This is a genomic window from Siphonobacter sp. SORGH_AS_1065, from assembly GCF_030818595.1.
Taxonomy (GTDB): domain Bacteria; phylum Bacteroidota; class Bacteroidia; order Cytophagales; family Spirosomataceae; genus Siphonobacter.
The window spans coordinates 3380659-3406740 of record NZ_JAUTAM010000004.1; the positions used below are offsets into that span (position 1 = coordinate 3380659).

24 protein-coding genes are annotated in these 26082 nt (G+C 45.4%); 9 read left to right on the forward strand and 15 right to left on the reverse strand.

Features of this window, described 5'->3' with window-relative positions; all coding sequences use genetic code 11:
• The first annotated feature begins 32 nt into the window (after positions 1-32).
• Complete coding sequence (locus tag QE390_RS14575; RefSeq protein ID WP_307142671.1) at positions 33-563, forward strand: hypothetical protein; 531 nt, start codon at positions 33-35, stop codon at positions 561-563.
• Between the two features lie 53 nt (positions 564-616).
• Here the strand turns inward: QE390_RS14575 and QE390_RS14580 are convergent, their stop codons facing one another.
• The 10 genes from QE390_RS14580 to QE390_RS14625 form a co-directional block, all read right to left on the reverse strand.
• Positions 617-1657, reverse strand: coding sequence for a PA0069 family radical SAM protein (locus QE390_RS14580; RefSeq protein WP_307142672.1), 1041 nt, complete (start codon positions 1655-1657; stop codon positions 617-619).
• Between the two features lie 152 nt (positions 1658-1809).
• Positions 1810-2208, reverse strand: coding sequence for a VOC family protein (locus tag QE390_RS14585; protein WP_307142673.1), 399 nt, complete (start codon positions 2206-2208; stop codon positions 1810-1812).
• Between the two features lie 500 nt (positions 2209-2708).
• Positions 2709-4076 (reverse strand): alkaline phosphatase family protein, encoded by a 1368-nt coding sequence (locus QE390_RS14590; protein WP_307142674.1) that lies wholly within the window; start codon positions 4074-4076, stop codon positions 2709-2711.
• A gap of 35 nt (positions 4077-4111) precedes the next feature.
• Positions 4112-5326, reverse strand: a complete 1215-nt coding sequence (eboE, locus tag QE390_RS14595) for a metabolite traffic protein EboE (protein ID WP_106637607.1) — start codon at positions 5324-5326, stop codon at positions 4112-4114.
• A 69-nt stretch (positions 5327-5395) separates the two neighbouring features.
• The gene (locus QE390_RS14600) at positions 5396-6565 is read right to left on the reverse strand and encodes a 3-dehydroquinate synthase (RefSeq protein WP_307142675.1); all 1170 of its coding nucleotides are present in this window, start codon (positions 6563-6565) and stop codon (positions 5396-5398) included.
• Positions 6566-6663: 98 nt separating this feature from the next.
• Positions 6664-7539 (reverse strand): UbiA-like protein EboC, encoded by an 876-nt coding sequence (gene eboC / locus QE390_RS14605; RefSeq protein ID WP_307142676.1) that lies wholly within the window; start codon positions 7537-7539, stop codon positions 6664-6666.
• 385 nt (positions 7540-7924) lie between these two features.
• Positions 7925-8824, reverse strand: a complete 900-nt coding sequence (locus tag QE390_RS14610; RefSeq protein WP_369804201.1) for a TatD family hydrolase — start codon at positions 8822-8824, stop codon at positions 7925-7927.
• Positions 8825-8962: 138 nt separating this feature from the next.
• Positions 8963-9829, reverse strand: a complete 867-nt coding sequence (locus tag QE390_RS14615; protein ID WP_307142677.1) for an EboA domain-containing protein — start codon at positions 9827-9829, stop codon at positions 8963-8965.
• Between the two features lie 651 nt (positions 9830-10480).
• The gene (locus tag QE390_RS14620) at positions 10481-12373 is read right to left on the reverse strand and encodes a glycoside hydrolase family 88 protein (protein WP_307142678.1); all 1893 of its coding nucleotides are present in this window, start codon (positions 12371-12373) and stop codon (positions 10481-10483) included.
• A 79-nt stretch (positions 12374-12452) separates the two neighbouring features.
• Positions 12453-13688 carry a DUF819 domain-containing protein gene (locus QE390_RS14625; RefSeq protein ID WP_307142679.1) on the reverse strand — a complete coding sequence of 412 codons (1236 nt, stop codon included), beginning with the start codon at positions 13686-13688 and terminating at the stop codon, positions 12453-12455.
• A gap of 588 nt (positions 13689-14276) precedes the next feature.
• On the opposite strand from QE390_RS14625, the gene QE390_RS14630 reads away from it, so the two are divergent.
• From QE390_RS14630 to QE390_RS14665, 8 genes are all read left to right on the forward strand, one after another.
• Complete coding sequence (locus tag QE390_RS14630; RefSeq protein WP_307142680.1) at positions 14277-14756, forward strand: Lrp/AsnC ligand binding domain-containing protein; 480 nt, start codon at positions 14277-14279, stop codon at positions 14754-14756.
• 71 nt (positions 14757-14827) lie between these two features.
• Entirely contained in the window at positions 14828-16291 is a 1464-nt protein-coding gene (gene sufB, locus QE390_RS14635) for a Fe-S cluster assembly protein SufB (protein ID WP_106637614.1), read from the forward strand.
• A 126-nt stretch (positions 16292-16417) separates the two neighbouring features.
• Positions 16418-17059 (forward strand): hypothetical protein, encoded by a 642-nt coding sequence (locus tag QE390_RS14640; protein WP_307142681.1) that lies wholly within the window; start codon positions 16418-16420, stop codon positions 17057-17059.
• Between the two features lie 78 nt (positions 17060-17137).
• Positions 17138-18160, forward strand: a complete 1023-nt coding sequence (locus QE390_RS14645; RefSeq protein WP_106637616.1) for an RluA family pseudouridine synthase — start codon at positions 17138-17140, stop codon at positions 18158-18160.
• Positions 18161-18479: 319 nt separating this feature from the next.
• Entirely contained in the window at positions 18480-18929 is a 450-nt protein-coding gene (locus tag QE390_RS14650) for a GNAT family N-acetyltransferase (protein WP_307142682.1), read from the forward strand.
• 155 nt (positions 18930-19084) lie between these two features.
• Complete coding sequence (locus QE390_RS14655) at positions 19085-20386, forward strand: rhamnogalacturonan acetylesterase (protein ID WP_307142683.1); 1302 nt, start codon at positions 19085-19087, stop codon at positions 20384-20386.
• 64 nt (positions 20387-20450) lie between these two features.
• Positions 20451-21239 (forward strand): rhamnogalacturonan acetylesterase, encoded by a 789-nt coding sequence (locus QE390_RS14660; RefSeq protein WP_307142684.1) that lies wholly within the window; start codon positions 20451-20453, stop codon positions 21237-21239.
• A gap of 53 nt (positions 21240-21292) precedes the next feature.
• Positions 21293-22423: a glycoside hydrolase family 88 protein gene (locus QE390_RS14665; protein ID WP_307142685.1), complete on the forward strand. Its 1131-nt coding sequence runs from the start codon at positions 21293-21295 to the stop codon at positions 22421-22423.
• Between the two features lie 68 nt (positions 22424-22491).
• Here the strand turns inward: QE390_RS14665 and QE390_RS14670 are convergent, their stop codons facing one another.
• From QE390_RS14670 to QE390_RS14690, 5 genes are all read right to left on the reverse strand, one after another.
• Positions 22492-22953 carry a PIN domain-containing protein gene (locus QE390_RS14670; protein WP_106637620.1) on the reverse strand — a complete coding sequence of 154 codons (462 nt, stop codon included), beginning with the start codon at positions 22951-22953 and terminating at the stop codon, positions 22492-22494.
• Between the two features lies 1 nt (position 22954).
• Positions 22955-23230 (reverse strand): hypothetical protein, encoded by a 276-nt coding sequence (locus tag QE390_RS14675; RefSeq protein WP_106637621.1) that lies wholly within the window; start codon positions 23228-23230, stop codon positions 22955-22957.
• A gap of 145 nt (positions 23231-23375) precedes the next feature.
• Positions 23376-24050 (reverse strand): tRNA (guanosine(37)-N1)-methyltransferase TrmD, encoded by a 675-nt coding sequence (gene trmD / locus QE390_RS14680; RefSeq protein WP_106637707.1) that lies wholly within the window; start codon positions 24048-24050, stop codon positions 23376-23378.
• A gap of 82 nt (positions 24051-24132) precedes the next feature.
• A complete protein-coding gene (rimM, locus tag QE390_RS14685) occupies positions 24133-24708 on the reverse strand; it encodes a ribosome maturation factor RimM (RefSeq protein ID WP_106637622.1) in 576 nt (191 codons plus the stop codon).
• 111 nt (positions 24709-24819) lie between these two features.
• Entirely contained in the window at positions 24820-25368 is a 549-nt protein-coding gene (locus QE390_RS14690; protein ID WP_106637623.1) for a 30S ribosomal protein S16, read from the reverse strand.
• Between the last annotated feature and the right edge of the window lie 714 nt (positions 25369-26082).

The following is a 26082-nucleotide window of genomic DNA, read 5'->3' on the forward strand; positions in this document are numbered from 1 at the left end:
TCCAATCCCCCACAAACGAAACAAAAAATTAGATGAAAAAGAGCTTAATGTTTCTGGCTTTATCAGCTGCTTTAGTTTTTGGTTGCAAGAAGGATAACGAACCGGATTCGTCAGCAACCTCCGCAACGGTGAAAGCCAACCTATCCAGAACCTGGCAGGCACAAACCGTTAAAGGTATTCCTGGCGGATCTGGATCTTTCGGAATTACGGTGTATACCAGAGGTGGGGGTAGTGCTAATTTGATCAATGATCTAGCAAACTTCTTCGTAACCTTCAAACAGGACGGAACGTTTGAGCGTAGCTCATTGGACACTCCGGGTGCAGTAGAAAGCGGTACCTGGACTTTAGCGTCTGATAATAAAACGATTACCATGAAAAGCTCTACGGGTGCTACATTAACTTATGTGGCAGACCCTGTTAAGGCTACTAATGCGACTTTCAAGTATACGATCAATGTGAAAAATCCTACGGGACTTGATTTACAAATCGTACAGAAAGCAGCAGCGATGGGCTCCACTCTCCCTGAAGGTTCTACTTTAAATTTTGAAGTAATTCCAAAGTAAGGTACTAGCGAATAGGATGAAAGGCTGCAAACGTAAGTTTGTGGCCTTTTTAGTTAGAATAACTTCATTTGCATGCCATCCTTGCGGAATTGAGTAATGTCATAGGGAGGCATTACCCGGTGGGCCATGTACCTATGCAGCGAAATGCGATGTAATTGTCGAATATGCTCAGCTATTTTTCCTTCCCCCATCATCCGAACATTCCAGCGACTGTCATTCAACTGTCCGCCGTGACAATCCCGAATTTGATTTAATACTTTTTCGGCCCGGTCGGGAAAGGTTTTATGAATCCAGTCTTCAAATAACTCAGCAATGGCTCCGTTTAGTCGCACGATGGTATAACCCGCCGTCAAAGCTCCGGCCTGAGCAGCAGCTTCCAGAATTTTAGGAATCTCCTGATCGTTCAAGCCCGGAATAATCGGGGCCGACATAACGCCAACGGGCACACCTGCCGCGGTTAACTGCTCGATTACCTGCAAGCGTTTGTGAGCCGTTACCGTTCTGGGTTCCATCGCCTGCCGCAGATTTTCGTTGAGGCTGGTAATGGAAATGTAGACGTGAACCAGCCGATGAGCGGCCAGCTCGCTTAACAAATCAATATCCCTTAGAATGAGGGCATTTTTGGTAATCATTCCCACCGGATTTCGATACTTCAGGAACACCTTCAGCAAACTTCGGGTTAACTCGAATTTCTTTTCGGCGGGTTGGTAACAATCCGTATTTCCAGATAACTCAATGGGGGCGGGTTCCCAGCTTTTCCTGAGAAACTGTTCTTCCAGCAACTGTGCCGCATTTTTCTTCACCATGATTTTTGTCTCAAAATCAAGTCCGGCTGAAAAGCCCCAGTATTCGTGCGAGTTACGGGCATAACAATAAATGCAGCCGTGCTCACAACCCTGATAGGGATTGATGGATTTGCCGATGGGTAAGTCAGGGCTCGAAAACGTACTGATGATTTTCTTTGGCGTTTCGGTAAAAAATTGCGTTTGCGGCGAAGGCTGTATTTCCTCATCCGGTTCTGCTTCCAAACGCTGTTTCAAAAATCGATTGGCCGTATTGAGCTGAGCTCCGCGACCTTTGAGGTAATCATTCATACCCATGGCTGTAAATTTTGATCAAATGTATATAAAAACAGATCAAATAATCAGTTATGTAGACAAAATGATTATTTTATGTAGTTATTGAATAAAAAAAATAGCGACTAATCAGTCGCTATCCAGAACTTTATATCCAGGTAATTAGAGGTTTAATCGCAATTAAGCATCCATTTGATGCCGTATTTATCCGTCAGGGTTCCGAATTTCGAACCCCAGAAGGTATCCTGTAAAGGCATCGTCACACGCCCACCCTGAGACAAGCCTTTGAAAATTCGCTTGATCTCTTCCTGCGAACCACAGGTGACATTCAGAGTAACCATATTGCCTGAATGAACCGATTTGTGCTGTACGTCATCTGCCGCCATCAGTTCGAGTGAATGATTTTTTAACCGCGAATGCATGATTTTCGATCTAACATCATCCGGGATAGGCATCGGCGAGTTTTCGTAAGTCATACAATCAAATTCACCACCGAAGCATTGCTTATAGAAAGTCATCGCTTCCAGGCAATTACCGCCAAACATTAGATAAGCTTTGATTTGTGCCATAGCTCAATAAATAGAAGTAGAGGAACAGGTAACCGATGACAATGATAAGTATAATTTATAATTATTGAAATTATTATTTGTAATTTATTTATAATATCAAAAATAAAGGCTGGTGGAAACACCAGCCTTTATTTGGGAAGTCACTCATTAGAGCAAAGGGAATACCTACCCTGTGGGTGGTGTCCTTTCCTCCCGTGGTTGGTGTCCCCACCAACCACTTGTAACAAAATGGCTGGTGGGGACACCAACCATGATACGTGATTGAGTATTGTATTTTACTAGCCAACCACGGCAATTGACTACTGCTCCCGTGGTTGGTATCCTCACCAGCCACTTGTATAGTTGATCGGGCTTATGGCTTTTGAGTTGTTCAATAGATAAGTATGTGCTTTATCTTATATAGTACTTGAATGAGATCGGCCAAAGGCCTATCGCTAGGTCGTTACTCGGCAGAGCCGAGCGACTGCGGTTAGGAATGAAGTAGCCAAGGTTTCCTCGATCTAGCTATTCAAATGCTGCCAGATTAAATCGTAAACATCGGTAGCCAGTATTTCAGTTTTTCCCGTGGGCTGATCCGAGATAAACACGGGATGGAATGCTTTGGGGGCGTAAATGGCTCCGTGAGAACCTTTAACCAGCGTCGCATCCAGCGGAATGACATCCATCAGATACCGGAAGCCTAATAACTTGCGAGCCAGTTTATATCCTGCTCGCAGCTTGATGAATGGATTCTTGGGGTCCATGAACATCTCTACCGGATCGTACCCCGGCTTACGGTGAATATCCACCAGATGAGCATAATCGGGAGCCTTTTTATCATCTAACCAGTAGTAATAGGTAAACCAGCTATCCGTTTCAGCCATTAGTACCAGATCTCCCGAACGTTCATGATCGATGTGATGCTCGCGTTTTCCTGCTTCGTCTAATACCAGCTTTACGCCCGGTACTTTTTCAAGTAACTGCTTCACAAAAGGAATTCGCGATTTATCCTTCACATACACGTGTGCAATCTGGTGATCGGACACCGCGAAGGCTTCGGATACACCTGCGTCGAGTAACTCGTACCAACGTTCGGTTCGCACTGAGATTAACCCGGCTTCCCGCAAAATGCGGTTCAGGTGAACGGGACGATTCACATCATTAATACCGTATTCCGAAAGCAGAATAATCTTCGCATTTTTCTGCTGGTAATACTCAATCAATTGCTTTAATACCCGATCAATTTCACCGAGTTCCTGCTTGATATGATCAAAATCCAGGCCGAATTTTTGCAGGCAATAGTCCAGGTGCGGCAGGTAGATCAGGGTTAATGTGGGATCATTCCGCTGGTCTACCCAGATGGAAGCGTCGGCAATCCACTGCGTTGATTTAATATTCGCATTCGGGCCCCAGAAGCTGAAGAGCGGAAATTGCCCCAATTGTTCCTGTAACTGATCTCGTAGTTCCGGGGGGTAGCTATAGCAATCGGGAGCCTTTACGCCGTCGGCATGATACTGGGGGCGGGGCGTAACCGACCAGTCTGCCGAAGCGTACATATTATACCACCAGAACATCTTGGAAACGGTAAATTTGGAATCAACTTTGCGGGCCGCTTCCCAGATTTTCTCACCTTTTACCAGGTGATTCGACTGTTTCCAGAACTTGATTTCGGCATCCTGATGGTCGTACCAGCCGTTGCCGACGATACCGTTTTCACTCGGCCATTTTCCGGTAACATACACACTTTGTGCAGTGGTGGTAACCGCCGGAAAAACGGGAGTTATGGTTTGTATATTTCTGGTTTTGAGGTAATTGCTTAGGAAAGGCGTATGTTCCCCGATCACACTCTGACTCAGGGCAACTACGTCAATGACAACCGTCTTTTGCATGATTTTCAACAGGAGTTAGGCAATAAGGTCGGGGCTTAATTAAGATCAATCCGCGTGCCGAGTTCAATGTGATCGAGCACCCATTTCATTTCGCGGGTAATCGATTCCGTAATGGGTAATTGCGATTCGGAGGGTAATACGCCCCAGGTATAGGTTTCGACTTCGAGGTGCTCCGTAAAAGGCTTACGTTTCTGCCGATTGAGCACCTGAATAATGTCCTGCTGCGTCGATTGCAGCAATCCGTATTGTTCCAGAAATAGGGGAACGTGGTAATGAATTCGCCATTGTCCGGTTGGATCGGCCTCCCAGAGAGCGGCGTTCAGGTCGGGATACTTGAGTAATGTATCCTGATGTTTAGCTACGACCTGATGCAGATACGTAGGTTCGTCAAAACGTTGGAGTAACTCCAGCTTCTCTTCGATTTGATCCTCAAAATCAACCTTCAGGGCCGAGCTAATCTGAATTTTACCAATACCAATGCCTTCCTGTTCAAATAGATCAATGGCCTGAGTCTGGTTCTCAAATTCTACGGCAAAATGGCAGACGTCGTAACAAACCTGCACGTGCGTGCGAAGAGCTGCCTCGGCTTCGGCTTCGTTTAATCCGGCCTTCTGAACCAGGTAAGGAACCCCGTCGAATAGTAACTGATCGTTAAACCAGGCGATGAACTCGGTGGAGTTTTCGAGTAATCCATCCGGTTCGGGTTCCAGATTGAGGTGTAAAACCTGACCCGTTTCCTGATTGATCTGAATTAAAGCCAGCACCACTTCTAAAATATGATGCGTCGCCTGTTGAAAGGCTTCCGTCCGGGTAGATTCCTGTGGGCACCAGTGGCGGTAGGTCAGGGGTGAAGTCGAAATACTGCCCCGCATGCCTTCGGGTAATAACTTCGAAAGAATCTGAAACAGACGAAGGGTATAGTCGCGGCGTTCGGGCTGAATCCAGTCGGGAGCGTGGACATTTTCTTTGACACGGGTATCGTGAAAACCGCCGTAGGGAAACCCATTCATGGTAAAGACATAGGCGTTCTGATCTTTCAGCCATTCCTGAAAAGGCTTGAGATTGGTTTCCAGTAACAAGTCCTTACTCGCCAGACCTGCCACTCGTAAGCCTATGCCGAAGGGTTTGTGCGGAGCCAGGGATTGCCGGATGCTAGGAATGCTGGCTTTTAAAGCGTCGAAATGGTCATCCCAACGTTCGCCGGGGTGAATATTGCTGCAATAAGTTAAGTGACCCAAAGATGTTTTCATAGACTGGTCCTGTTTTGGGTTAGAGGATTATTGAGAAAGCCCAGGTGATTATCCCGGGCTAGTATTAATTTAAAGTACTTCGCTTACGTTTTCAAACGTATTTCCCTGTAGGGCCGCTACGGATTTCTGAATTAATTCGTTATCCATTTCATGCACTTCTACGCCTTTACCCAACGCATCGAGCAAGGTAATGGTTAATCGTCCACCGAGGTGTTCCTGGAATTCCCGGAGTCCGTTAATCAGGTGGAACGAATCATTTTCTGCCAGTGCCGGATGGTATAATTCAAAACCTAGCTGCGTTAATACGCTTAACACCCGCTGCGTGTCTGCTTGATTTAACCGACCCGCGAGTAAGGAATAATACGTGTCTAAAGCTATACCAATGGCTACGGCCTCGCCATGACGAATTTCAAAATTGGTTAGATATTCCAGTTTATGAGCCGACCAGTGCCCAAAATCGAGCGGCCGAGCCGAGCCACTTTCAAAGGGATCTCCGCTGCTGATGTGCTGAATGTGTAACTCCGCACAACGGTGGATGAGGTATTGCATTGCTTCGGTACCCCGCTGAGACAGAGCAAAGGCATTCGCTTCAATCCACTCAAAAAAGGCTTTATCCTTAATGAGAGCTACTTTAATGGCTTCCGAAATGCCTGAACGCCAGTCACGGTCGTCCAGCGTACGCAGAAAATCGCTGTCATTGAAAACGGCAATTGGTGGAGCAAAAGTGCCCAGAAAGTTTTTCTTGCCTTTGTAGTTAATACCGTTTTTCACACCTACGCCCGAATCATTCTGTGAAAGTACGGTTGTTGGAATCCGAATGTGTTTCACGCCCCGGTGCGAAACGGCGGCAGCGTAACCTACCAAATCCAGAACGGCACCTCCCCCAATGGCGGCTACAAACGAGTGACGATCAATGCCAAAGCGATCCACAGCATCGACAATTTTTTCGAATAAATCAGGATCGTTTTTAGAGGCTTCCCCTCCTGGAATAACCAGCCATTCGGGAACGCAGGTAATACCTTTCACCGAACGGAAATAATGGGCAATCTGATCGGGTAATGTAGGGTGAGCTTCCAGCACGCCAGAATCGATGCAAAAGAAAATCTTCTTGTGGAAATCGCTTTCGCCGTATTGACTAAGAAAATCCCGAAGCTGGGGATTCTCAGGATCGAAAAGTTGCTGGGTAAAAAAAACCGGATACGAAAACGTGACCGTGAATCTCTGCTGAATGGTTTCCATGGACTTTAGTGGATGATTTAGCGTTGTGAGTTTTGGGTTTAGAGTTTAGGGTTGAAATAACCCCTAACCCTAAACTCTAAACCCAAAACTCACAACTCTTACGTTACGGCGAACCATTTGGCTAACTGTAGCGAAAAAGGTAACAAGAGGAGAGTTGCCAGTCCCAGCGGCCAGGCTCCGAAAGCCATGCACCAGGCAGCATTCATAATGATTAAAGACAATACCCCGGCTTTCACGGCTTTACCAATATTTGGGCCAATAGGATTCTGATAGGCCGTTAATAAGGGCTTGAAAACCATAAAGGCATGAATCAGAACCAGAGGCAGAGCTTCGAGTAAATGCCCCTGCATGTAACCAAAGGTCAACTGAGCTATTTCTACCACGGCATATAATATCCCCGCAAAAAGCATGGTGCGGGAGTGGCCGCCGTGCACTTCACCCCGGCTAATCATGGTAATGGCTGCAATGAAAATAATGGGTAGAAAACCGACGGCATAATAATCGCTGAGTAACTCAGGAATTAAGCTTACGCCTAATAACAAGTTTAGTCCGCGGCAAAGGCCCATATTCAAAGGCCCAAGGATAGCGTCATGCTTGGCAAAACGATCATAGCTTAGGGTAAGGATAGCGATGGCGGCGGCAATAATACCACTTTCAAGGCTACATAAGCTGGCGGCTCCGATGCCTAATAAATGCAGAACGGTTCCCTGAAAAATGGCAGCTTCGATGGAAACCTGTCCGCTAGGGATGGGACGTTCGGGACGTTCTACAGCGTCGAGCTGAGCATCGAAAACGTCATTAAAAACCACACCTCCTCCGTATAAACCAACCGTGGCGGCACTGAGGGTGAGAAAAGAACGCCAGTCAAACGCGGGAGGAATAGCTCCGGCGATGGCTGCTCCGGCCCAGACATCAGCGACTGCCGTGACGAGGTTCGCCGGTCGCATTAACTGAATAAATGCCTTGATGTTCAAAATAGTATTCTTCTAGAGCTTAGAAAAGCAGTGATAAAGCAGGTTTCGAAAAATCCTTTTCAGAAACAGACAGGCAATTTAGTCAACATGGTTAACAAAAGCAGTACCTGAATTCATCTCTATCGACAAAATAAGGTTTCAATAAGACTTAATAGTTTCCTAAAGGCCCATAAAAATAAGTTTGTTTTTCTGAACACAAACGTGGTCCGTAGCACGCAGAATGATAGGATGCATTCTTACGTGTTACAGACCACGGTAGCAAAGGTAAATAGTTGACCGTTTTTAGCGGCCGTCGCTGCGGTTGTCAGTGGACCAATGGATAGTCAGTATTTTATAACCTAACCATATAGTATTGAATAATTACAAGAACTTAACGCAATAGGTATTACTTAATAAAAATTGAATCTTTGTCAATGCGGGGCTGCTGACCACCGCGAAGAATGGTATTACCATTGAATTTCTGACTTTGGTCAATTTCCTGTCCGAAATCAGCTTCATCAATTTGTCCGCTTTGGGCGAAGGCATCGAGGGCATTCTGATAGGTAACCAGTCGAACCGCTTCGTCAGAAATGCCTTTCATTTTCATCAGAGCCGCCGTTTTGGGAACCGCCAGCGGATCGGAGATGCCCCAATCTGCCGCCGAATTCACCATAATCCGCTCAGGGCCGTATTGTCTTACGACTTCCACCATACGTTCATTTCCCATTTTAGTGAAAGGGTAGATGGTGAAAGCTGCCCAAAAGCCCTGATCCAGCACACTTTTTACGGTTTCTTCATTGTTGTGATCAACAATGACCATACCAGGGTCCAGACCGTGTTCCAGAGCGATAGCCATACTGCGTTCGGTACCCTGTTTTTTGTCGCGGTGAGGCGTGTGAATCTGAACGGGAAGATTGGCTTCTTTGGCCAGTTCCAGTTGCAGGCGATAGAAGCGTTCTTCGGCAGCGGTCTGGTCGTCAAAACCAATTTCGCCGATGCCTACCACGCCCTCTTTGTACACAAACAAGGGTAATACTTCCATTACCTGTTCCGCCAGAGCTTCGTTATTAGCTTCGCGGGAATTGAGGCCGATGGTACAGTAATGCTTAATCCCAAACTGTGACGAACGAAAACGTTCCCAACCCACCAGACTGCTGAAATAATCTTTAAACGAAGCCACGCCCGTACGGGGTTGCCCGAGCCAGAAGGCGGGTTCAATCAAGGCTACTACTCCGGCATCGGCCATGGCCTGATAATCGTCGGTCGTGCGGGAAGTCATGTGTACGTGGGGATCAAAGAACTTCATGCCCTTGATCAGATCCCGGTACTGCGTGAATTCCAGGTTACTATGCGTAACTTCTTCTTTATTTTCTTCGAAATGAGAAGGATTTAATTCGTGCTGGCACATAGAAATAGCGGCTTTGAAAACCGGATAAAATATGAATTAAGCAACCTGCGTATCGAGCTGATGCCAGGTAAGATGTTCAGGAACGTCACTGGTATATTCCTGTAGTAACAGGCGGGCCGGGGCAAAATTCGTTTCCGTACAAATAAGGTAAGCCGCCTCGCGGTCAATGGCTCGATTGGAGTGGAACAAATGCCGAATGTCAGCTAACATAGATTCATTGACAAAAGGAACCACCACCTGCCAGGCTCTGGCGGGTACGTAACGACCAGCGGCCCAGCGTTCATGGGCAAAATCCACCAGAATGCGTGCTAACGCAGGGTTACTACGTTTTTCCAGCCCTAAAATACCACCTACTGATTTATCATTGAAAATGGTTTTCATGACTAGCTGGTTCCAGGCCAGTTCGGAAAATTGCTCGGAAGGGTAGGGATTCCCCAGGGCCAGTGAATCGAAAACCAACCCCATGTTGGAACGAACGGCCTCTGTGGCTCTAAAAAACCAGGCTTCGGGGTAAGGTAATACGGGAAGTGAAGCGTATAGGGCAACGAGTTCATTCATCTCCGCCGTTTCAAACAGGGTTTCGATGGATTGAATAAATAACTCTTTTTGCTCCAGAGGCAGGTGCAAAAGCAGGTATAAGCGAGTAACCCGATCCAGAGGCCAGGCCAGTATACTGAAATGGGAACGCAGCTCAGCGATTTGCTGGCGACGTTCGGGGCTTAAGGAGACCGGCTGTTTCCCCGTAAAACGCGGAGCCGCTACAAAAGCCGTTTGAATGCTGACGGGGTTCGTGAGATTTACTTTCGTATCCAGCCATTGGCGACCGGCTTGGGGTAATTGTCCAGCTAAAATCTCACCCAACATGAGTCGTAGCGTAAGAATAGAATCAAGAGGCAGTGTCATACGCAGAAAATAGAGCCGGCCTAACCGGGGAAAATCATTTCCTACAAAAATACCAAAGCCTTTTGAGTTTAGCTGTGATTTATGTCATTTGAAAAAATAACTGATGGACTTAGTAGTTGGTGAGGACATCAGTAAGGGAGTTACCCCGTGGCAGGTGTCCTCACCAGCCACGGCAGATTATTTTTAAAAGGATAAGAACGTAGAGACGCGATTGATCGCGTCTGGCTTAGGAATGGAATTAATTTAGAGGTAACGAAAACAATTGTGATCAGCGTGAGGGATAGCCAGAACGAAGAAAAGCTACCCCGTGGCTGGTGAGGACACCAGCCACGGTATAGAGCCGCGATTGATCGTATCTCTACAACAACATATAAAAATAAATATAAGATAGTAATCTCGCATAAGTTGCGGAATAGGGTAACCGCAGTCAGTGTGACCCGGATAGTTTTGCTGCCAGCGAAAAAGCTGGCAGCGGACCTGCAAGTTTCACCGTGGCTGGTGTCCTGACCAGCCACTTGTTAGGGAAGGAGGACACCTGCCACAGCAAATGAATTAAGGATGTTGCGAAGAGATGAATTGCATCGCTACACTAATAAAAAAGAGAACGCAACCCAATGGCGTTCTCTTTGAAGGGTAACAAAGAGTTTATAGTTAGTCATTCAAAAGCCACTTACTCAGATTCTTTGCGGCTTTGAAGTTTTCGTATTCCATTGGTAATCGTTTACCGTTCAGGTATTCGTTGTAAATCCAGGGATCGCCGAGGACAAAAACACGACCTTTGCCAAGCTGAGCTACGGCCATAATTTCATCGCCGTTGGCCGTTAATACCGGTTTGGCAGGAGCTTTGGTTTTTAAGGTAACTAATTCTTTGATGAACACCTTTTTTACATCGCCGAAAATCGGGTGGTTACCGTCAAAGAGAAGCTTCCCCTGATCGTATATGTTGTTTTTGACCATGTTCACGTTTTGGTCTGTAAACTGAATACCAAACTTCCCTGCCAAAATATTGAAGTTTTTAATCTCCGCATTAGAGGTATCGTTAGCTAACAATACCAGCGTTCCACCCGCTTTCACCCAGTCGGTAATGACTTTAGCGTAAGCTTCCGTCATGTAGTTGGGTTTCGCCGTTTCTTTTTTGGTATCAGGATCAACGATGATGTACACATCCAGTTTTTTCAGCGATGCCGCCGTAGGAGCCTCAGGAACGGATACCGTTTTGGCTCCATAATCGCGGAAAATGCTACCCCATAACGAATAACCTGAATCACGGTAATCGTCCCAGGTGTAATGGTAACGCTCGCCTTTACTGGTGTATTCGTTGTTGAAAAAATAATCCAAGCCTACCGTTTTGCCTTTCACATAGGACCATTCAGGAAGGGTTTCCATCTCAATACTCGCCAGAATGAACGGCCCTACGCCCTTGAGATCATCCAAACGGATTTTCTCACTCATGTAATAGGCATAACTGCCGTCGCGGTAGGGATCCCCACCTAATCCACCTACGCTTACCGTTTTGTCGAGATGAACTAATCCTTTTTCATCCGTAGTAATGAATTCTTTCAGGATACCCTGATACCCTTTTTGTGCCGCTTTCAGGAAAGAGGCATCCAGTAAACCTTTGCGAATGCCTTTGGCTAGTCCATACACAAACATGTTGGAAGCCGAAGCTTCAAGGTAGTTCCCTTTTTCGGTGCCTTTATCCAGGATTTGCCACCAGCAACCACTTTTGGGATCCTGAACCTTAACAACGGCGGGCATTAATCGCTGGAAAATTTCCTCTAGTTGACCGCGTTTGGGATGATTTTTCGGGAAATAATCCAGCACATCGACTAGAGCCATGACGTACCAGCCTACGGCACGACCCCAGAAATGCGGCGAAACGCCGGTTTGTGGATGGGCCCATTTCTGTTCGCGACTTTCGTCGTAGGCATGGTATAACAAGCCCGTTTTAGCGTCGCGGGAGTTTTTCTCCATCCAGATGAACTGATTGGCAACTTCATCGAGATACTTAGGTTCCTTGGCAATCAGGGCGTATTCGGCGGAGAAAGGCTCTGCCATGTAAAGGCCGTCGAGCCACATCTGATTGGGGTACCGTTTTTTGTGCCAGTAACCGCCTTCTTTCGTGCGAGGCTGAGATTCCAACTGACTATGTACGTACTGAGCAGCTTTCCAGTATTTCTCTTTACCCGTGTCCAGGTACAATTTCAGCAGCAAACGCCCGGAAGGGATGTTATCCAGGTTATAATCCTCGAAACGATAGCCTCGAATTTCTCCCTGGTCATTGACGTAAGAATCAATATTCCGCTGCATGTAATGGAAGTATTTTCCATCTCCAGAACGCTCGGCCATGCGACTTAGGGCATACAGAATAACGCCCTCTTCGTAACCCCATTGCGTAAGCTTACCTGCTTTGATTTCAGCAGAATCCAGGCGGGTAGTCATGATGGAATTAGCCATGCGTTCAGACCAGGGAAGTGGTTGAGCCCAGGTGGTTGCCGCCAGCAGAATTCCCAGAAGGCCAAGTAAAAGTCTAGAGGATTGCATATTCTAGTTAACAGGTAACGATCGCTTTTCTAATAAAGAAGCTTATTGACGAGCCTTTCCCTTATTCTGTAGTCTGAGCTTAATAGGAGGCCCATTGCATAAGTAACCCGGTGATATAGCCTGCGTATGTACCAATGGCATAACCTAGAATGGCTAATAAAACTCCAACGGGGGCCAGCGAAGGATGAAAGGCAGCGGCTACGACGGGAGCCGAAGCCGGGCCACCAATGGCCGCCTGCGATCCGACGGCCATAAAGAAAAAAGGTGCTTTGAAAAGTCGGCCTGCCAGGACAATAAAAACGCCGTGAATCAGAATCCAGATCACGCCAACAGCGAAAAGCCCGGGGTTATCGGCGATGGCCCACAAGTCCATCTTTAATCCGATGGTGGCAATTAATAAATACAGAAAAACACTGCCAATTTTGGAGGATCCTACGTGTTCGAGCTGACGAACGGGGGTGAAGGAAAGGGTAATTCCCACGATCGTGGCCATGGAAATAATCCAGAAAACTTTAGAAGTTAAGCTAAAGCGTTCGAGGCCTGGGTATTCTTTTAAAACGGGCACAATAGTATCCGCAACGACATGGGCAAAACCCGTAACCCCTAAACCAATGGCAATGATCATCAGTAAATCGCGTAGCTGTGGAATTCGCTGGTTTTGGGCCTGATACGTTTCCAGTTTTACCTGCACTTCGGTAATGGCCGAGGCATCGGCTTTAAAGAATCGATCGATGGCAAGGGATTTTCCCGCTCCATAAATCATGAGGGCCATCCAGAGTTCACCAACGATAATGTCTACTGAAACGCTTTGGGAAAAGAGTTTTTCGGACGGTTTGAAAATTTCCTTTAATGCCACCTGATTGGCTCCGCCGCCGGTCCAGCTTCCGGCAATGGTGGCTAGGCCTTTCCAGACGGCATCGGCTCCTTCGCCGCCCACCGTTGCGGGCGAAAATTGCTTGACAATCCAGACGGCAATGGGCCCCCCAATCACGACGCCGATGATACCCGCCAGGAAAACCATTACCGTTTTAAAGCCGAGTCGTTTTAAGGTCTTCAGGTCCATTGACAGGGTAAATAATACCAGTGTGGCGGGAAGCAGGTATTGCGAAACGACTTTATAAATCGCGGAATCATCACCGACCACTTCGGGTGCAAAGACCCCTGCCGTAGTTAATAAACCAGGGATGAAGTAGCTCAGAAGAACTGGGGGGATGATATCGTAAAATTTTTTGAGGGAAGGAAAAGTAGAGGTATAGAAGATCAATCCTAGAACCGAACATAAAATGCCTAAAACAACCGCGTAGTTTGATACCATTTGATGAAGACGTCAATGGGAAAATAAAAAACGCGAAATAACGGGAAAGGATTGGTAAATGTTTGGCGAAACCAGGAAAAGATAAGAAATCATTCCAAAAAAAACACGCAATCCTCAGAAAGGTTGCGTGTCAGAATTACACTTCATCAACAAACTAAAAACCAAATAAAAATACTGCCATTTCTTCGAAATCCCGCTTTCACCGGATAAAAAAACACTAGGCGGATCAATGATCCGTAGAAGCCTAGCCTTGAAAGAATGGGAATAAATGGTACTTAGAGCTGTAGGAGAAGGATTCGAACCTCCACGAAGCAGTTAGATACAGCACAAAATTTGGTGGTCAACCCCAGTCGGACTTGCCCGGCTTTATACTGATTTTTTCCTGGACTCTTCACCCCCGAGACAGGAGGGCATGGCTGCCAATTTCATCACCCTACAGTGTGGAACAGCGTTATCGCGTTTGATGTTACAAAGGTAATGTACAGAAGTGTCGTTTTGCAAGAGTTGTATAAAAAATTTAAAAAATTTACGATATTATTAATAATTGGTCTGTATTATTGCTTAGTTTTAAATAGAAACGCCAAAGCAATGGATAAAAATTATGAGATTGATAACGTAGACCTGAAGATATTGGGTCTGCTGATGCAGGATGCCACCATGCCCTATACCGAAATTGGTAAAAGAATCTTCGTTTCCGGGGGTACTGTACATGTTCGGATGCGTAAAATGGAGCAAATGGGTATTGTGAGGGGTTCTACGTTGATGATTGATCACACTAAACTAGGGTGGGACATTGCCGCTTTTCTAGGAATTTATCTGGATAAAAGTTCTTTATACGCTGAGGTAGCCGAAAAACTGGCGGCTATTCCTGAAGTCGTAAATATCCATTATACCACAGGTATCTATTCTATTTTCGCGAAAATCGTTTGCCGGGATACGACACACCTGCGGGAAGTATTACACGATAAAATTCAGAAAGTAGGCGGTATTCAGCGAACCGAGACCTTTATATCCCTGGAAGAGAGTGTTTCCAGACCCGTTCCCTTTGCAGAATTAACAAATGGGTAAATTTATCCATTGCATTGAACGTTCCACCGCAGGTTTTGTTATATTTTTGCATAAATCTCTGACAAGCAAACATGGCGAAGGAAGCAGATATCCTAGACGAAATCACCAGTTCCGAATACAAATATGGGTTTGAGACCCTGATCGAAGCTGACGAAGCTCCGGCGGGGCTTAGTGAAGATATAGTGCGTTTTATTTCCGCAAAAAAGAATGAACCCGAGTGGATGCTGGAGTGGCGATTGAAAGCCTACCGCATGTGGCTGGAAATGACAGAACCCGCGTGGGCGAACGTGCATTACGAAAAAGTAGATTACCAGTCGGTAAAATATTACTCAGCTCCGAAACAGAAAAAAACGGTTGAATCCCTGGATGATATTGATCCAGAATTACGTCGTACGTTCGAGCGTTTGGGTATTTCCCTGAAAGAGCAGGAACGTATCGCGGGCGTAGAGCGTCTGTCAGGCGTAGCGGTGGATGCAGTGATTGACTCGGTTTCAATTGCTACTACTTTCAAGAAAGACCTGGCCGAACGAGGTATTATCTTCTGTTCGATGACGGAAGCGATTCAGGAACACCCTGAGTTGATTAAAAAGTACCTGGGATCGGTAGTTCCTCCTAAAGATAACTTCTTTGCAGCGTTGAATGCGGCTGTTTTCTCGGATGGTTCGTTCTGTTATATTCCCAAAGGCGTTCGTTGCCCGATGGAACTGTCTACGTACTTCCGTATCAATGCGGCTGGAACGGGTCAGTTTGAGCGTACGCTGATTGTGGCGGACGAAGGAAGTTACGTAAGTTACCTCGAAGGTTGTACAGCTCCCATGCGGGATGAAAATCAGCTTCACGCGGCGGTAGTAGAATTGATCGCAGCTGAAAACGCTGAAATTAAATACTCAACCGTACAAAACTGGTATCCCGGAGACAAAGAAGGAAAAGGAGGTATTTATAACTTCGTAACCAAACGCGGAATCTGCGATGGAGCGAATTCTAAAATTTCCTGGACTCAGGTAGAAACGGGATCGGCTGTTACCTGGAAATACCCTTCGGTTATCCTGAAAGGCGATAATTCCATTGGGGAGTTTTATTCAGTTGCAGTTACGAATAACTTCCAGCAGGCAGATACCGGAACCAAAATGATTCACATCGGGAAGAATACTAAATCCCGTATTGTATCGAAAGGTATCTCAGCGGGACGTTCGCAAAACTCGTACCGGGGATTAGTGGAGGTAATGAAGAGAGCCGAAAATGCTCGTAACTTCTCCCAATGTGATTCCCTGTTATTAGGTGATAAATGTGGAGCACATACGTTCCCTTATATTGAAGTTAAAAATAATACCGCAACCGTAGAGCACGAGGCAACGACTTCGAAGATTGGCGAAGACCAGTTATTCTACTGTAACCAGCGGGGTATTCCTTCCGAAGCAGCCGTTGCTCTGATTGTAAACGGTTATGCGAAAGAAGTATTGAACCAGCTTCCGATGGAGTTTGCTGTTGAGGCACAAAAACTGCTTGAAATCAGCCTGGAAGGAAGTGTAGGTTAATTGGATTACTAGTTAGTTGTACCGCCCGATTTATAGATTATACCGCCAGTTCATGAACGTATAATGCAATCAATCGGACCTTCAATGTATTTGGAACAAAGAGTAGAACAACTAGAAAATTTAACTGTGGACCACGTTAAACAGATAGACACCATCGCTCACGGCTTAGGTCAGTTGACTACTGACATGGGCCGACGATTTGATCGGGTAGAAAACCGATTGGATCGCCTGGAAGCGGGTCAATATCAACTGGTCATTGCTCAGGCTGAATTTAACGTAAAGCTTGGTTTTTTAACGGATCGAGTAGATACGTTATCTGGTAGGGTAGATTCTATTGGAGTCAAAGTAGATACGTTATCTGGTCGCGTGGATGCTGTGTCAGATCAAGTAGCTACGTTATCAGATCGTGTAGATTCGATGTCCATTCGGATGGGTACGTTATCTAACCGGGTGGATTCCATATCAGACCGAATGGACACTTTATCGGATCGCGTAGATTCGATGTCTGTTCGAATGGATACGTTATCAGACCGAGTGGATTCTATATCGGATCGAATGGACACCCTATCGGATCGGATGGATTCGATGTCTGTCCGAATGGATACGCTATCAGACCGGATGGATTCCATATCAAATCGAATGGACACCCTATCGGATCGGATGGATACGTTAACCGACCGCGTAGATAATCTGTCTGGTAAATTTGATGGTCTATCCGGTAAAATGGACATGGTTATTGATCTTTTACAGTCACGTAATGGGCATTAATTGATGCTCTTTCCTGATATCAGTAAACATCCCCACCTTTCAAAAGGTGGGGTTTTGTTTTAACAATACCTGTAACGTATGAATACAGAAGCAGAAGAGTTAGAAGACGAGTTATTTGAACATCACCGAATTCTGGTGGATGCGGGTCAGAAACTAGCCCGGATTGACCAGTTTTTAACAGAAAAAATTCCGAATGCTACCCGATCCAAAATTCAGGCGGGTATTGAAACGGAAGGCGTAAAGGTCAATGGGAAAGCAATCAAAGCGAGTTATAAGGTAAAACCGCTGGACGAAATCGTTATTTCCTTGCCTCAACCCCCGAGAGCCGAAACGGAGTTAATCCCTCAGAATATTCCGTTGGATATCCGTTATGAAGACGACGATTTACTGGTGTTGTATAAACCTGCCGGCATGGTGGTGCATCCGGCTTACGGGAACTGGGACGGCACACTGGTGAATGCTTTAATTTATCACTTTCAGAATTTACCGACGGGCAGAAATGGTGACATCCGGCCCGGTCTGGTGCACCGTATTGACAAGGATACGTCGGGATTAATGGTTGTGGCAAAAAACGATTATGCGATGAGTCACTTGGCTCGTCAGTTTTTCGAACACAGCATCGAACGTACCTACTATGCATTGGTTTGGGGCGAACCTAAAGAAGAAAGCGGAACAATTCAAGGACATATTGGTCGAAGCTCCCGCGATCGGAAAGTAATGGATGTGTTTCCCGATGGAGAATACGGTAAACATGCCGTTACCCACTATAAAGTACTGAAAAATTTGAAATACGTCAGTCTGGTTCAATGTAACCTGGAAACCGGACGCACGCACCAGATTCGGGCTCATATGCGATACCTGGGGCATCCCTTGTTTAATGACACCATGTATGGCGGCGATCGAATTGTCAAAGGAACGGTCTTTACCCGGTATCGTCAGTTTGTTGAAAATTGTTTTGCCCTATGTCCCAGACAGGCTCTACACGCCAAGTCCATCGGCTTCGAGCATCCTAAAACGAAACAATGGCTTCAGTTTGATTCCGAGTTAGCCCCGGATATTAAGGCCGTTATGGACAAGTGGGAAGCGTATAGCCAAGTTTAACGTTGTTGGTTGTTGGTTGTTGGTTGTTGGTTGTTGGTTGTTGGTTGTTGGTTGTTGGTTGTTGGTTGTTGGTTGTTGGTTGTTGGTTGTTGGTTGTTGGTTGTTGGTTGGAAAGTATAAACCCGCAAAGCTAGGCAAGACGTTTCGAAATGGAAGATGTAACCCCGGAGGGGTTAAACCTGAATAGCCCCGGGTAAAACCCGGGGTTGCATCGGGGTTACCTACTGGATGGACCCGGTCTGGATAGACCCAGTCTGGATAGATCGGATGTCTGTAATAAACTCAAAACACATAAAACCCTAAACTCAAACGTTTTCCCATGAGTACCATCATTAGAAAGGCGACGCCCGAAGATGTTCCATCCATTTACCAGTTAATTGTAGAACTAGCGGAATACGAGAAAGCCTTACATGAAGTCATTAACACACCGGAGCAATTATTGAAAGACGGATTTGGCGAAAATCCCTTATTCGGAACAATCATAGCCGAAGTAAAAGGAGAAGTAGTGGGAATGTCCTTGTATTATTATCGGTATTCTACCTGGAAAGGCAAGCGATTATATCTGGAAGACCTAATCATCAAAGAAGCCTTCCGAGGGTATGGTTTAGGAAAACGTTTGCTGGAAGCCACGGTAGAAGAAGCCAGACAAACCGAATGTTCCGGCCTCATGTGGCAGGTGCTTGACTGGAACGAACCTTCCATTGAATTCTATAAAAAGTTCGGAGCCAAGCTGGATGAAGAATGGATTAATTGTCATTTTGATCTATAATCAAAAAATCAAAAGCCTTGATCGAAAGATTAAGGCTTTTTTCTTAGGTATAATCTAATGGAGCATACTCTTTTAGTTAAAACCGAAGCCCTGATAGTACGGGTTGCTAGTAACCCCTTATTTTTTCTACCATTGTGTCTGTTACTGAAAAACCTATGTTACGTTCCGTACTTGCCGGAATTCTTTTTCTTGGGCTAGGAACGACCTCTGCCCAGTCGTATCGCTTTGATTTTGGGGCGGGTCCGGCAGCTCGTGGCTACACCAAAGTAACAGCGGATATGAAGTATACCTCTGAACGAGGGTATGGATTTCTGCCCGGCTCGTCCGTGCAGGGTTTTTACGCAGTTCGTTACCTCCGGGATTACATTACCAGCTCTCAGCCTTTCTTTTTTTCGGTGAATCTGCCGGAAGGTAACTACGATGTGAAGGTTTTACTGGGCGATGAAAAAGATGCTTCCTATACAACCATTAAAGTCGAAAATCGTCGATTGATGCTGGAAAAAGTGGAAACAAAACCTCGCAAACTCGTCTGGAAAGAATTCACGGTTAACCTTAAATCTGCCCGAATTTCGGATCAGGATTCGGTTCGTTTGAAGCCTCGCGAAAAGGACTATAGGCACTGGGATAATCAGTTAACCTTCGAATTTACGGATGCCTTACCCAAAGTGGCCGCTCTGGAAATCCGCCGAAACACAAAGGCCCAAACGATTTTTCTGGCAGGTAACTCTACCGTAGTCGATCAGCCTCAGGAACCTTATGCGGCCTGGGGACAGATGATTCCCCGTTTTTTCAAGCCAGCCAAAGTTGTGATCGCCAATTACGCAGAGTCGGGCGAATCGTTACGGAGTTTTCTGGCAGAAAAAAGACTGGAAAAGATATTGAGTGTAATCAAACCAAATGACTACCTCTTTATTGAATTCGCTCATAACGATCAGAAGCAGAAAGACTTATTGCCTTTGGTGGGGTATAAAGAATTGCTGAAAAAGTACATCGCTGCCGCACGTGACAAAGGAGCGAAGCCCGTCTTGATTACATCCATGCATCGAAGAAATTTTGATGCGAAAGGTCAGATTGTTAATACGTTGGGGGATTTTCCCGAAGCCATGCGACAGACAGCGAAGGAGGAAAACGTTCCTCTGATTGATCTGAACGCCATGAGTAAAACACTATGGGAAGCTCTCGGACCTCGGGAATCCGAAAAGGCGTTTGTCCACATTGCGGCAGGTAGCTTACCGGGGGTAACGAAGGACATTCATGATAATACTCATTTTAGTAACTACGGAGCTTATCTACTTGCTCAGTGTGTGGTGAACGGAATAAAATCAGCTCAATTGGATCTGGCGAAAGAATTGGTAGCAGAGTTACCCGGGTTTGATCCAGCTCATCCGCCGCTGGCTGAGCAATGGAAATTCCCGGCCAGTCCATTGGTGGAGACGATCCAACCTGACGGTAATTAATCTGTAATCCATTTATTAAACATCTTCTAATGACTGGACGAGGGTTCGATATCTACCTAATACTATGCAAACGCTCAAGCGACTTTTTCTTTTTGCTTTGGTGTTAACGGTTGCTCTGGCGGCCCATTCCAAAGTAAAACCCACCCTGTATTTGATTGGAGATTCTACCGTAAAAAATGGTTCTGATAATGGAGACAAAGGCCTCTGGGGCTGGGGTCATTTTTTGCCGGAATTTTTTGATACTACTCGTCTTTACATCGAAAATCACGCCATTGGTGGCCGTTCCAGCCGAACGTTTCAGACCGAAGGCCGTTGGGAAAAGATCGTCGCTCGCTTGCATCCCGGTGATTATGTACTGATGCAATTCGGTCATAACGATGCCGGAGCTCTGGACGATACTGCTCGTGCTCGTGGCAGTATTCGGGGTATTGGAGAGGAGACCCAAGACATTTATAACCCTATTCAGAAACGACCTGAGACTGTGCATACCTATGGGTGGTACATGAAGAAGTACATTACCGAAGCTCAGGCCAAAGGGGCTATTCCGGTGGTTTTATCGCTGGTGCCTCGTAATAACTGGAAAGATGGGAAAGTAACTCGGGCTTCTTCAGATTATGGTCTTTGGGCGAAACAAGTGGCCGAACAAACTGGAGCTACGTTCATTGACCTGAATGAAATAGTGGCAAAGCATTACGAAGAAACGGGGCAGGAGAAAGTAAGTAAGCAACACTTTACGGAAATCGATCACACGCATACGTCACTGGAAGGAGCGAGACTTAACGCAGCTTCGTTAGTGGAAGGAATAAAAGCTGCAAAAGGATTAAAACTGGATCAATTCTTAAGTAAAAAATAACGATTCCTACGGGTTAACCTAGTGCGATTCCTGTCTTATTCTAAACCTATTAGATGATGAAGAAAAGATTCCTAGCCACGATTGGCTTGTTTGCCTTAAGCATCAGTGTGCAGGCACAGAAGCTTTCGAAGACTAAAGATATTCTGGAGCCTATGCAGCGGGCGAATGCCTATTTTATGCAAAAATGGCCGGATACGGGTAAAGAAATAGTAACGAATATAGCTCGCCCCAGTAACATCTGGACTCGGGCGGTGTACTACGAAGGGTTACTAGCCTTACACGAAATCGATAAGAAAAAAAAGTATCTGGATTATGCTTATGCCTGGGGAGAATCCCACAAATGGGGCCTGCGTGGCGGGATCAAAACCCGTAATGCCGATAACCAGTGCTGCGGTCAGACGTACCTGGCTTTGTATGAAATGAATCCTTCGAAAAAGGAATGTATGCATGACATCAAGGCTAGTATCGACAGCATGATGGCTACATCCAAAGTAAACGACTGGACCTGGATTGATGCCATCCAAATGGCGATGCCTGTGTTTGCCAAACTGGGGCAACTGACCAATAACCCAGCGTATTACGAACGCATGTATGAAATGTACAAACATTCCAAAGACGTAGAAGGAGGGAAGGGACTGTATAATCCACAGGATAAACTTTGGTGGCGGGACAAGGACTTTGTGCCTCCCTACAAAGAACCCAACGGCGAAGATTGTTACTGGTCACGCGGCAATGGCTGGGTTGTTGCTGCAATGGTTCGGGTATTACAAATCATTCCTAAAAATGCTCCTCACCGCGAAGAATACCAGAAAATGCTGGTAGATATGTTAAGTGCCTTACCAAAAATTCAGCGGACGGACGGTTTCTGGAATGCCAGCCTTCATGACCCTACTAATTACGGTGGAAAAGAAGCAACCGGAACTTCTCTCTTTGTATACGGCATGGCCTGGGGCATTAATCAGGGGATTATTCCAGCAAAAACTTACCGCCCTGTGGTTTTGAAAGCCTGGAATGCTCTGGTAAAAGAATCCGTTCAGCCTAACGGATTTTTAGGGTATGTCCAGGGTACGGGCAAAGAACCCAAAGACGGTCAACCCGTAACGGTAAGCAGTAAGCCTGATTTTGAAGATTATGGCTTAGGCTGTTTTTTACTGGCGGGAAGCGAAGTGTATAAGATGAAATAGGTGTTCGTTATTGATAAATAGATTGTGGTTAGCATCTCTACCTAGCCACAATCCGTTTCGATACATTACTAATAATTTTCTATTCGTGTGTTTTTCTGCTTTACCATATCATATACTTTTATACCACTGGCTGTAGCGTAATCAGACAATTTAGAGTCAGAGGTTATTAGAAATTTACATTCTTTTGCATATTCTAAAATCAAAGAATCGGTTAACCCCAGCTCATAAAATGAATGAGTTTTTGTGCCACTTACAGAATCAAGATACTTTTCTGAAGTAACGCTTATGATTTCTGTAATTCTTTCTAGGTAAGGGTACTTATAGGTTCCACCGAAATTATTCAAAAGGTTATCGACTTCTGTCCATATATTGGGTAAAACAACTAACTGATTGAGATCACCAATTACCTGTAGCAGTAATTGAAAATCTTCTTCGTCGTATATAGAAGTTCGTTTATGTTTTCCAATTAGATTATTATCAATTAACCCAACTATCAACAGAACCAAAGCATTGGTATCAATTAAAATCATTTCAATTATTGTATATATACAGACCTACCACTTCCTTATTTGCATTGATTTTTAATTTTTTATAAATTCTATGGTACTGAAAATCAGACGCTAGTTGAGCAAGAGGTGTGGCAGCTACACGCTTATTCGTATTTTCAACTAGATAAGAAACAACGACTTCCCAGATAGATTCATCTTCTTTATACTCTGCCTGTTCTAATCTGAAATCTGGATTAGCGAGAGTAGACAAACCATTAAGTTCATTTTTAGCAATAGTTAGAAGATCTTTAAGATTCATGGCGTGTAAGATTAAAGACGATTATGGTAGATTAACTTTCGTAGGTTATTAAGGTCAATGTTACCAATTTTTTGCAAAGGATGAAAACCTTAAAATAATATAAAAAGAAAAATCCTCGCCTAAAAGTTAGGTCGAGGATTTTCTTTTATGCTAACAAATCAGGTCTTCTTTGTTGGGTTCGTTCAACGGCCTGTTCATGTCGCCAGTCCTGAATTTTGGCATCGTGTCCAGATAGTAATACGTCCGGGACTTTATGCCCTTCCCATTCCGAGGGCCGCGTATAGACGGGAGGGGCGAGAAGGTTATCCTGAAAAGAATCCGTCAGGGCTGAGGTTTCATCGCCTAAAACGCCGGGTAATAGACGAATAATAGCATCTGAAATTACCGAAGCTGCTAATTCACCACCCGATAAAACGTAGTCGCCAATGCTGATCTCTTTGGTTACAAAAATCTCTCGCAGCCGTTCGTCAATGCCTTTGTAATGACCGCAGATAATGATCAGATTTTCGGTCATGGAAAGCGTATTCGCCGTTCGCTGGTTGAAACGCTCTCCGTCGGGGGCCGTGTAAATGACCTCGTCGTAAGTACGTTCAGATTGTAGCTTGCGGATCAGCTGAGCAATGGGATCGATCATCAGGACCATACCCGCACCGCCGCCAAAGGGATAATCATCAATCTGCTTGTATTTACCAATGCCGTAGTCGTGCAAATTATGAATATGAACCTCGACATGGCCTTTTTCCTGAGCCCGTTTTACAATCGAGTTCTGAAAAAAGCTATCCAGCAATTCAGGAACGGCACTAATAATATCCAAACGCATGGTAATAATCATTGAAACTGAAAAAGGAACTATCCTCAATCAGCATAGCCTAACAACAAGTAATAATGAACTAACAACGAAATTAAACGTCTTCTTCCTCTTCGTCGTCATCCCGTTCTTCCGAGTCTTTCGCTTCGCTCATGTAAATATCGAGCAGACCTTCAGGAAGGGTAACGGTTAAGGTCTGAGCCTCATGATCGGCTCCACCAATCATTTCATCAATAACAGGAATCAGGACTTCTTTCCCTTCGTAATCCATCACCATCAGATCCTGGTGGGAGAGGGCCGCAAATTCACGAACCTTACCCAGAGGCCCTAAGTTGGTGTCAATAACCTGATAACCCACTACTTCATGAAAGTAAAACTGATCGTCATCCAGATCGGGGAGATTATCGAGCGTCAACCAAAGTTTGGCCCCTACGAGAGGCATGGCCTTTTCGATGGTATTGATGTCCTCAAACTTGGTGATAATACGGTTGGGCTGGATGTTGATGTTTTCGATGAAAAAAGGAATTAACTGCCCTTTCACTTCGACTAACACACTGTCCAGTTCTTCATATTCAAATGGATCGTCCACCTCAAAAAGCATCTGCACTTCGCCTTTCAGGCCGTGGGCTTTGGTGATCCGTCCTAATTCGTAACAATCTTCTTTTGTCATGCTCTTTTAAAGCGATCTATAACCAGTGAGCGATTTTCTATAGCTCAAAAATAAAGCAAGTCCGCCGGGAAACCCGCCAGACTTGCCAAAATCGTTTACCAGGGAAGAAGCTTATTCAGCTGCTTCTGGAGTAGCTTCACCTTCAGTTGCCGGAGCTTCTTCGGTAGCAGCTTCCTCTTCAGCAGGAGCTTCTTCTACTACTGGAGCGTTTTTCTTAGCTAAAGCTTCTGCACGAGCAGCGTTAACTTTAGATTCAGCTTCCAGACGAGATTTTTTGTCTTCTGCTTTTTTACCAGCGATACCTTCCGTAGCAGCAACTACTTGAGCATCTTTGGATTGCTTCCATGAAGCAAATTTTTCATCAGCTTGTTCCTGAGAAATAGCTCCTTTGTTTACACCAACCTGAAGGTGTTTCTTCAGCATCAAACCTTTATACGAAAGAATGGCACGAGCCGTATCCGTAGGTTGAGCACCGTTTAATAACCATTTAACAGCACTAGCTTCGTTAAGGTTAATAGTTGCAGGTTGAGTGTTAGGATCATAAGTACCTAATTTCTCGATGAAACGACCATCACGGGGTGCACGAGCGTCTGCAACAACGACATCATACATTGCATGTTTTTTGCGACCGCGACGAGCTAAGCGAATTTTTACCATTATAGTTGGGTTTGTGGGGGAACCCGTCCCCCGGTTTCCGAATCGGATCGCAAAGATAAGACTTAGTTTTCAGTTTTCAGTTTATTGTTTGGAGTTTTTCTGTTTGGAGTTTGGAGCGGCTGCCGCTGCGGTTTGGAGTTTGGAGTTTGGAGTTTGGAGTTTGGAGTTTGGAGTTTGGAGTTTGGAGTTTGGAAAGGAAAAACCGATAAAGGTAGGGGAAAGGTTTGGAAATGAGAATCATAACCCTGGAGGGGTTGAATATGGATAGCCCCGGATGACAATCCGGGGTTTCTGTTTGATTTCACGGTTCTTATTCTCCCGCCCTGGCTGGTGTCTTCACCAGCCCTTACTAAAAGCCTAGCGGTTGGTGAGGACACCAACCAGGGCGGATGGGAAACCTATAAAGGCAGGAGAGTTGCTTGAGAAGAGAACAATAACCCCAGCGGGGTTGAATACGAATAGCCCCGGGTGTAACCCGGGGAAAATGAGGTCCTTCGCTTTGCTTGGATGACCGTTCAACAGAAATCATGGCAGGTAGGAACCTGCGGTTAGAGTAGGAACAAAAGGGAATCTCACACTAGAGGTCTTGATTTTGAATAAGCCCCAAAACGCTAAACAAAAAACTCCAAACCCAACAATGTACCTAAAAGAGAAAGGGTTTTGAGCTGAACAAATCAACCCAAAACCCTAAACTGAAAACTGTCAACAGAAAACTAA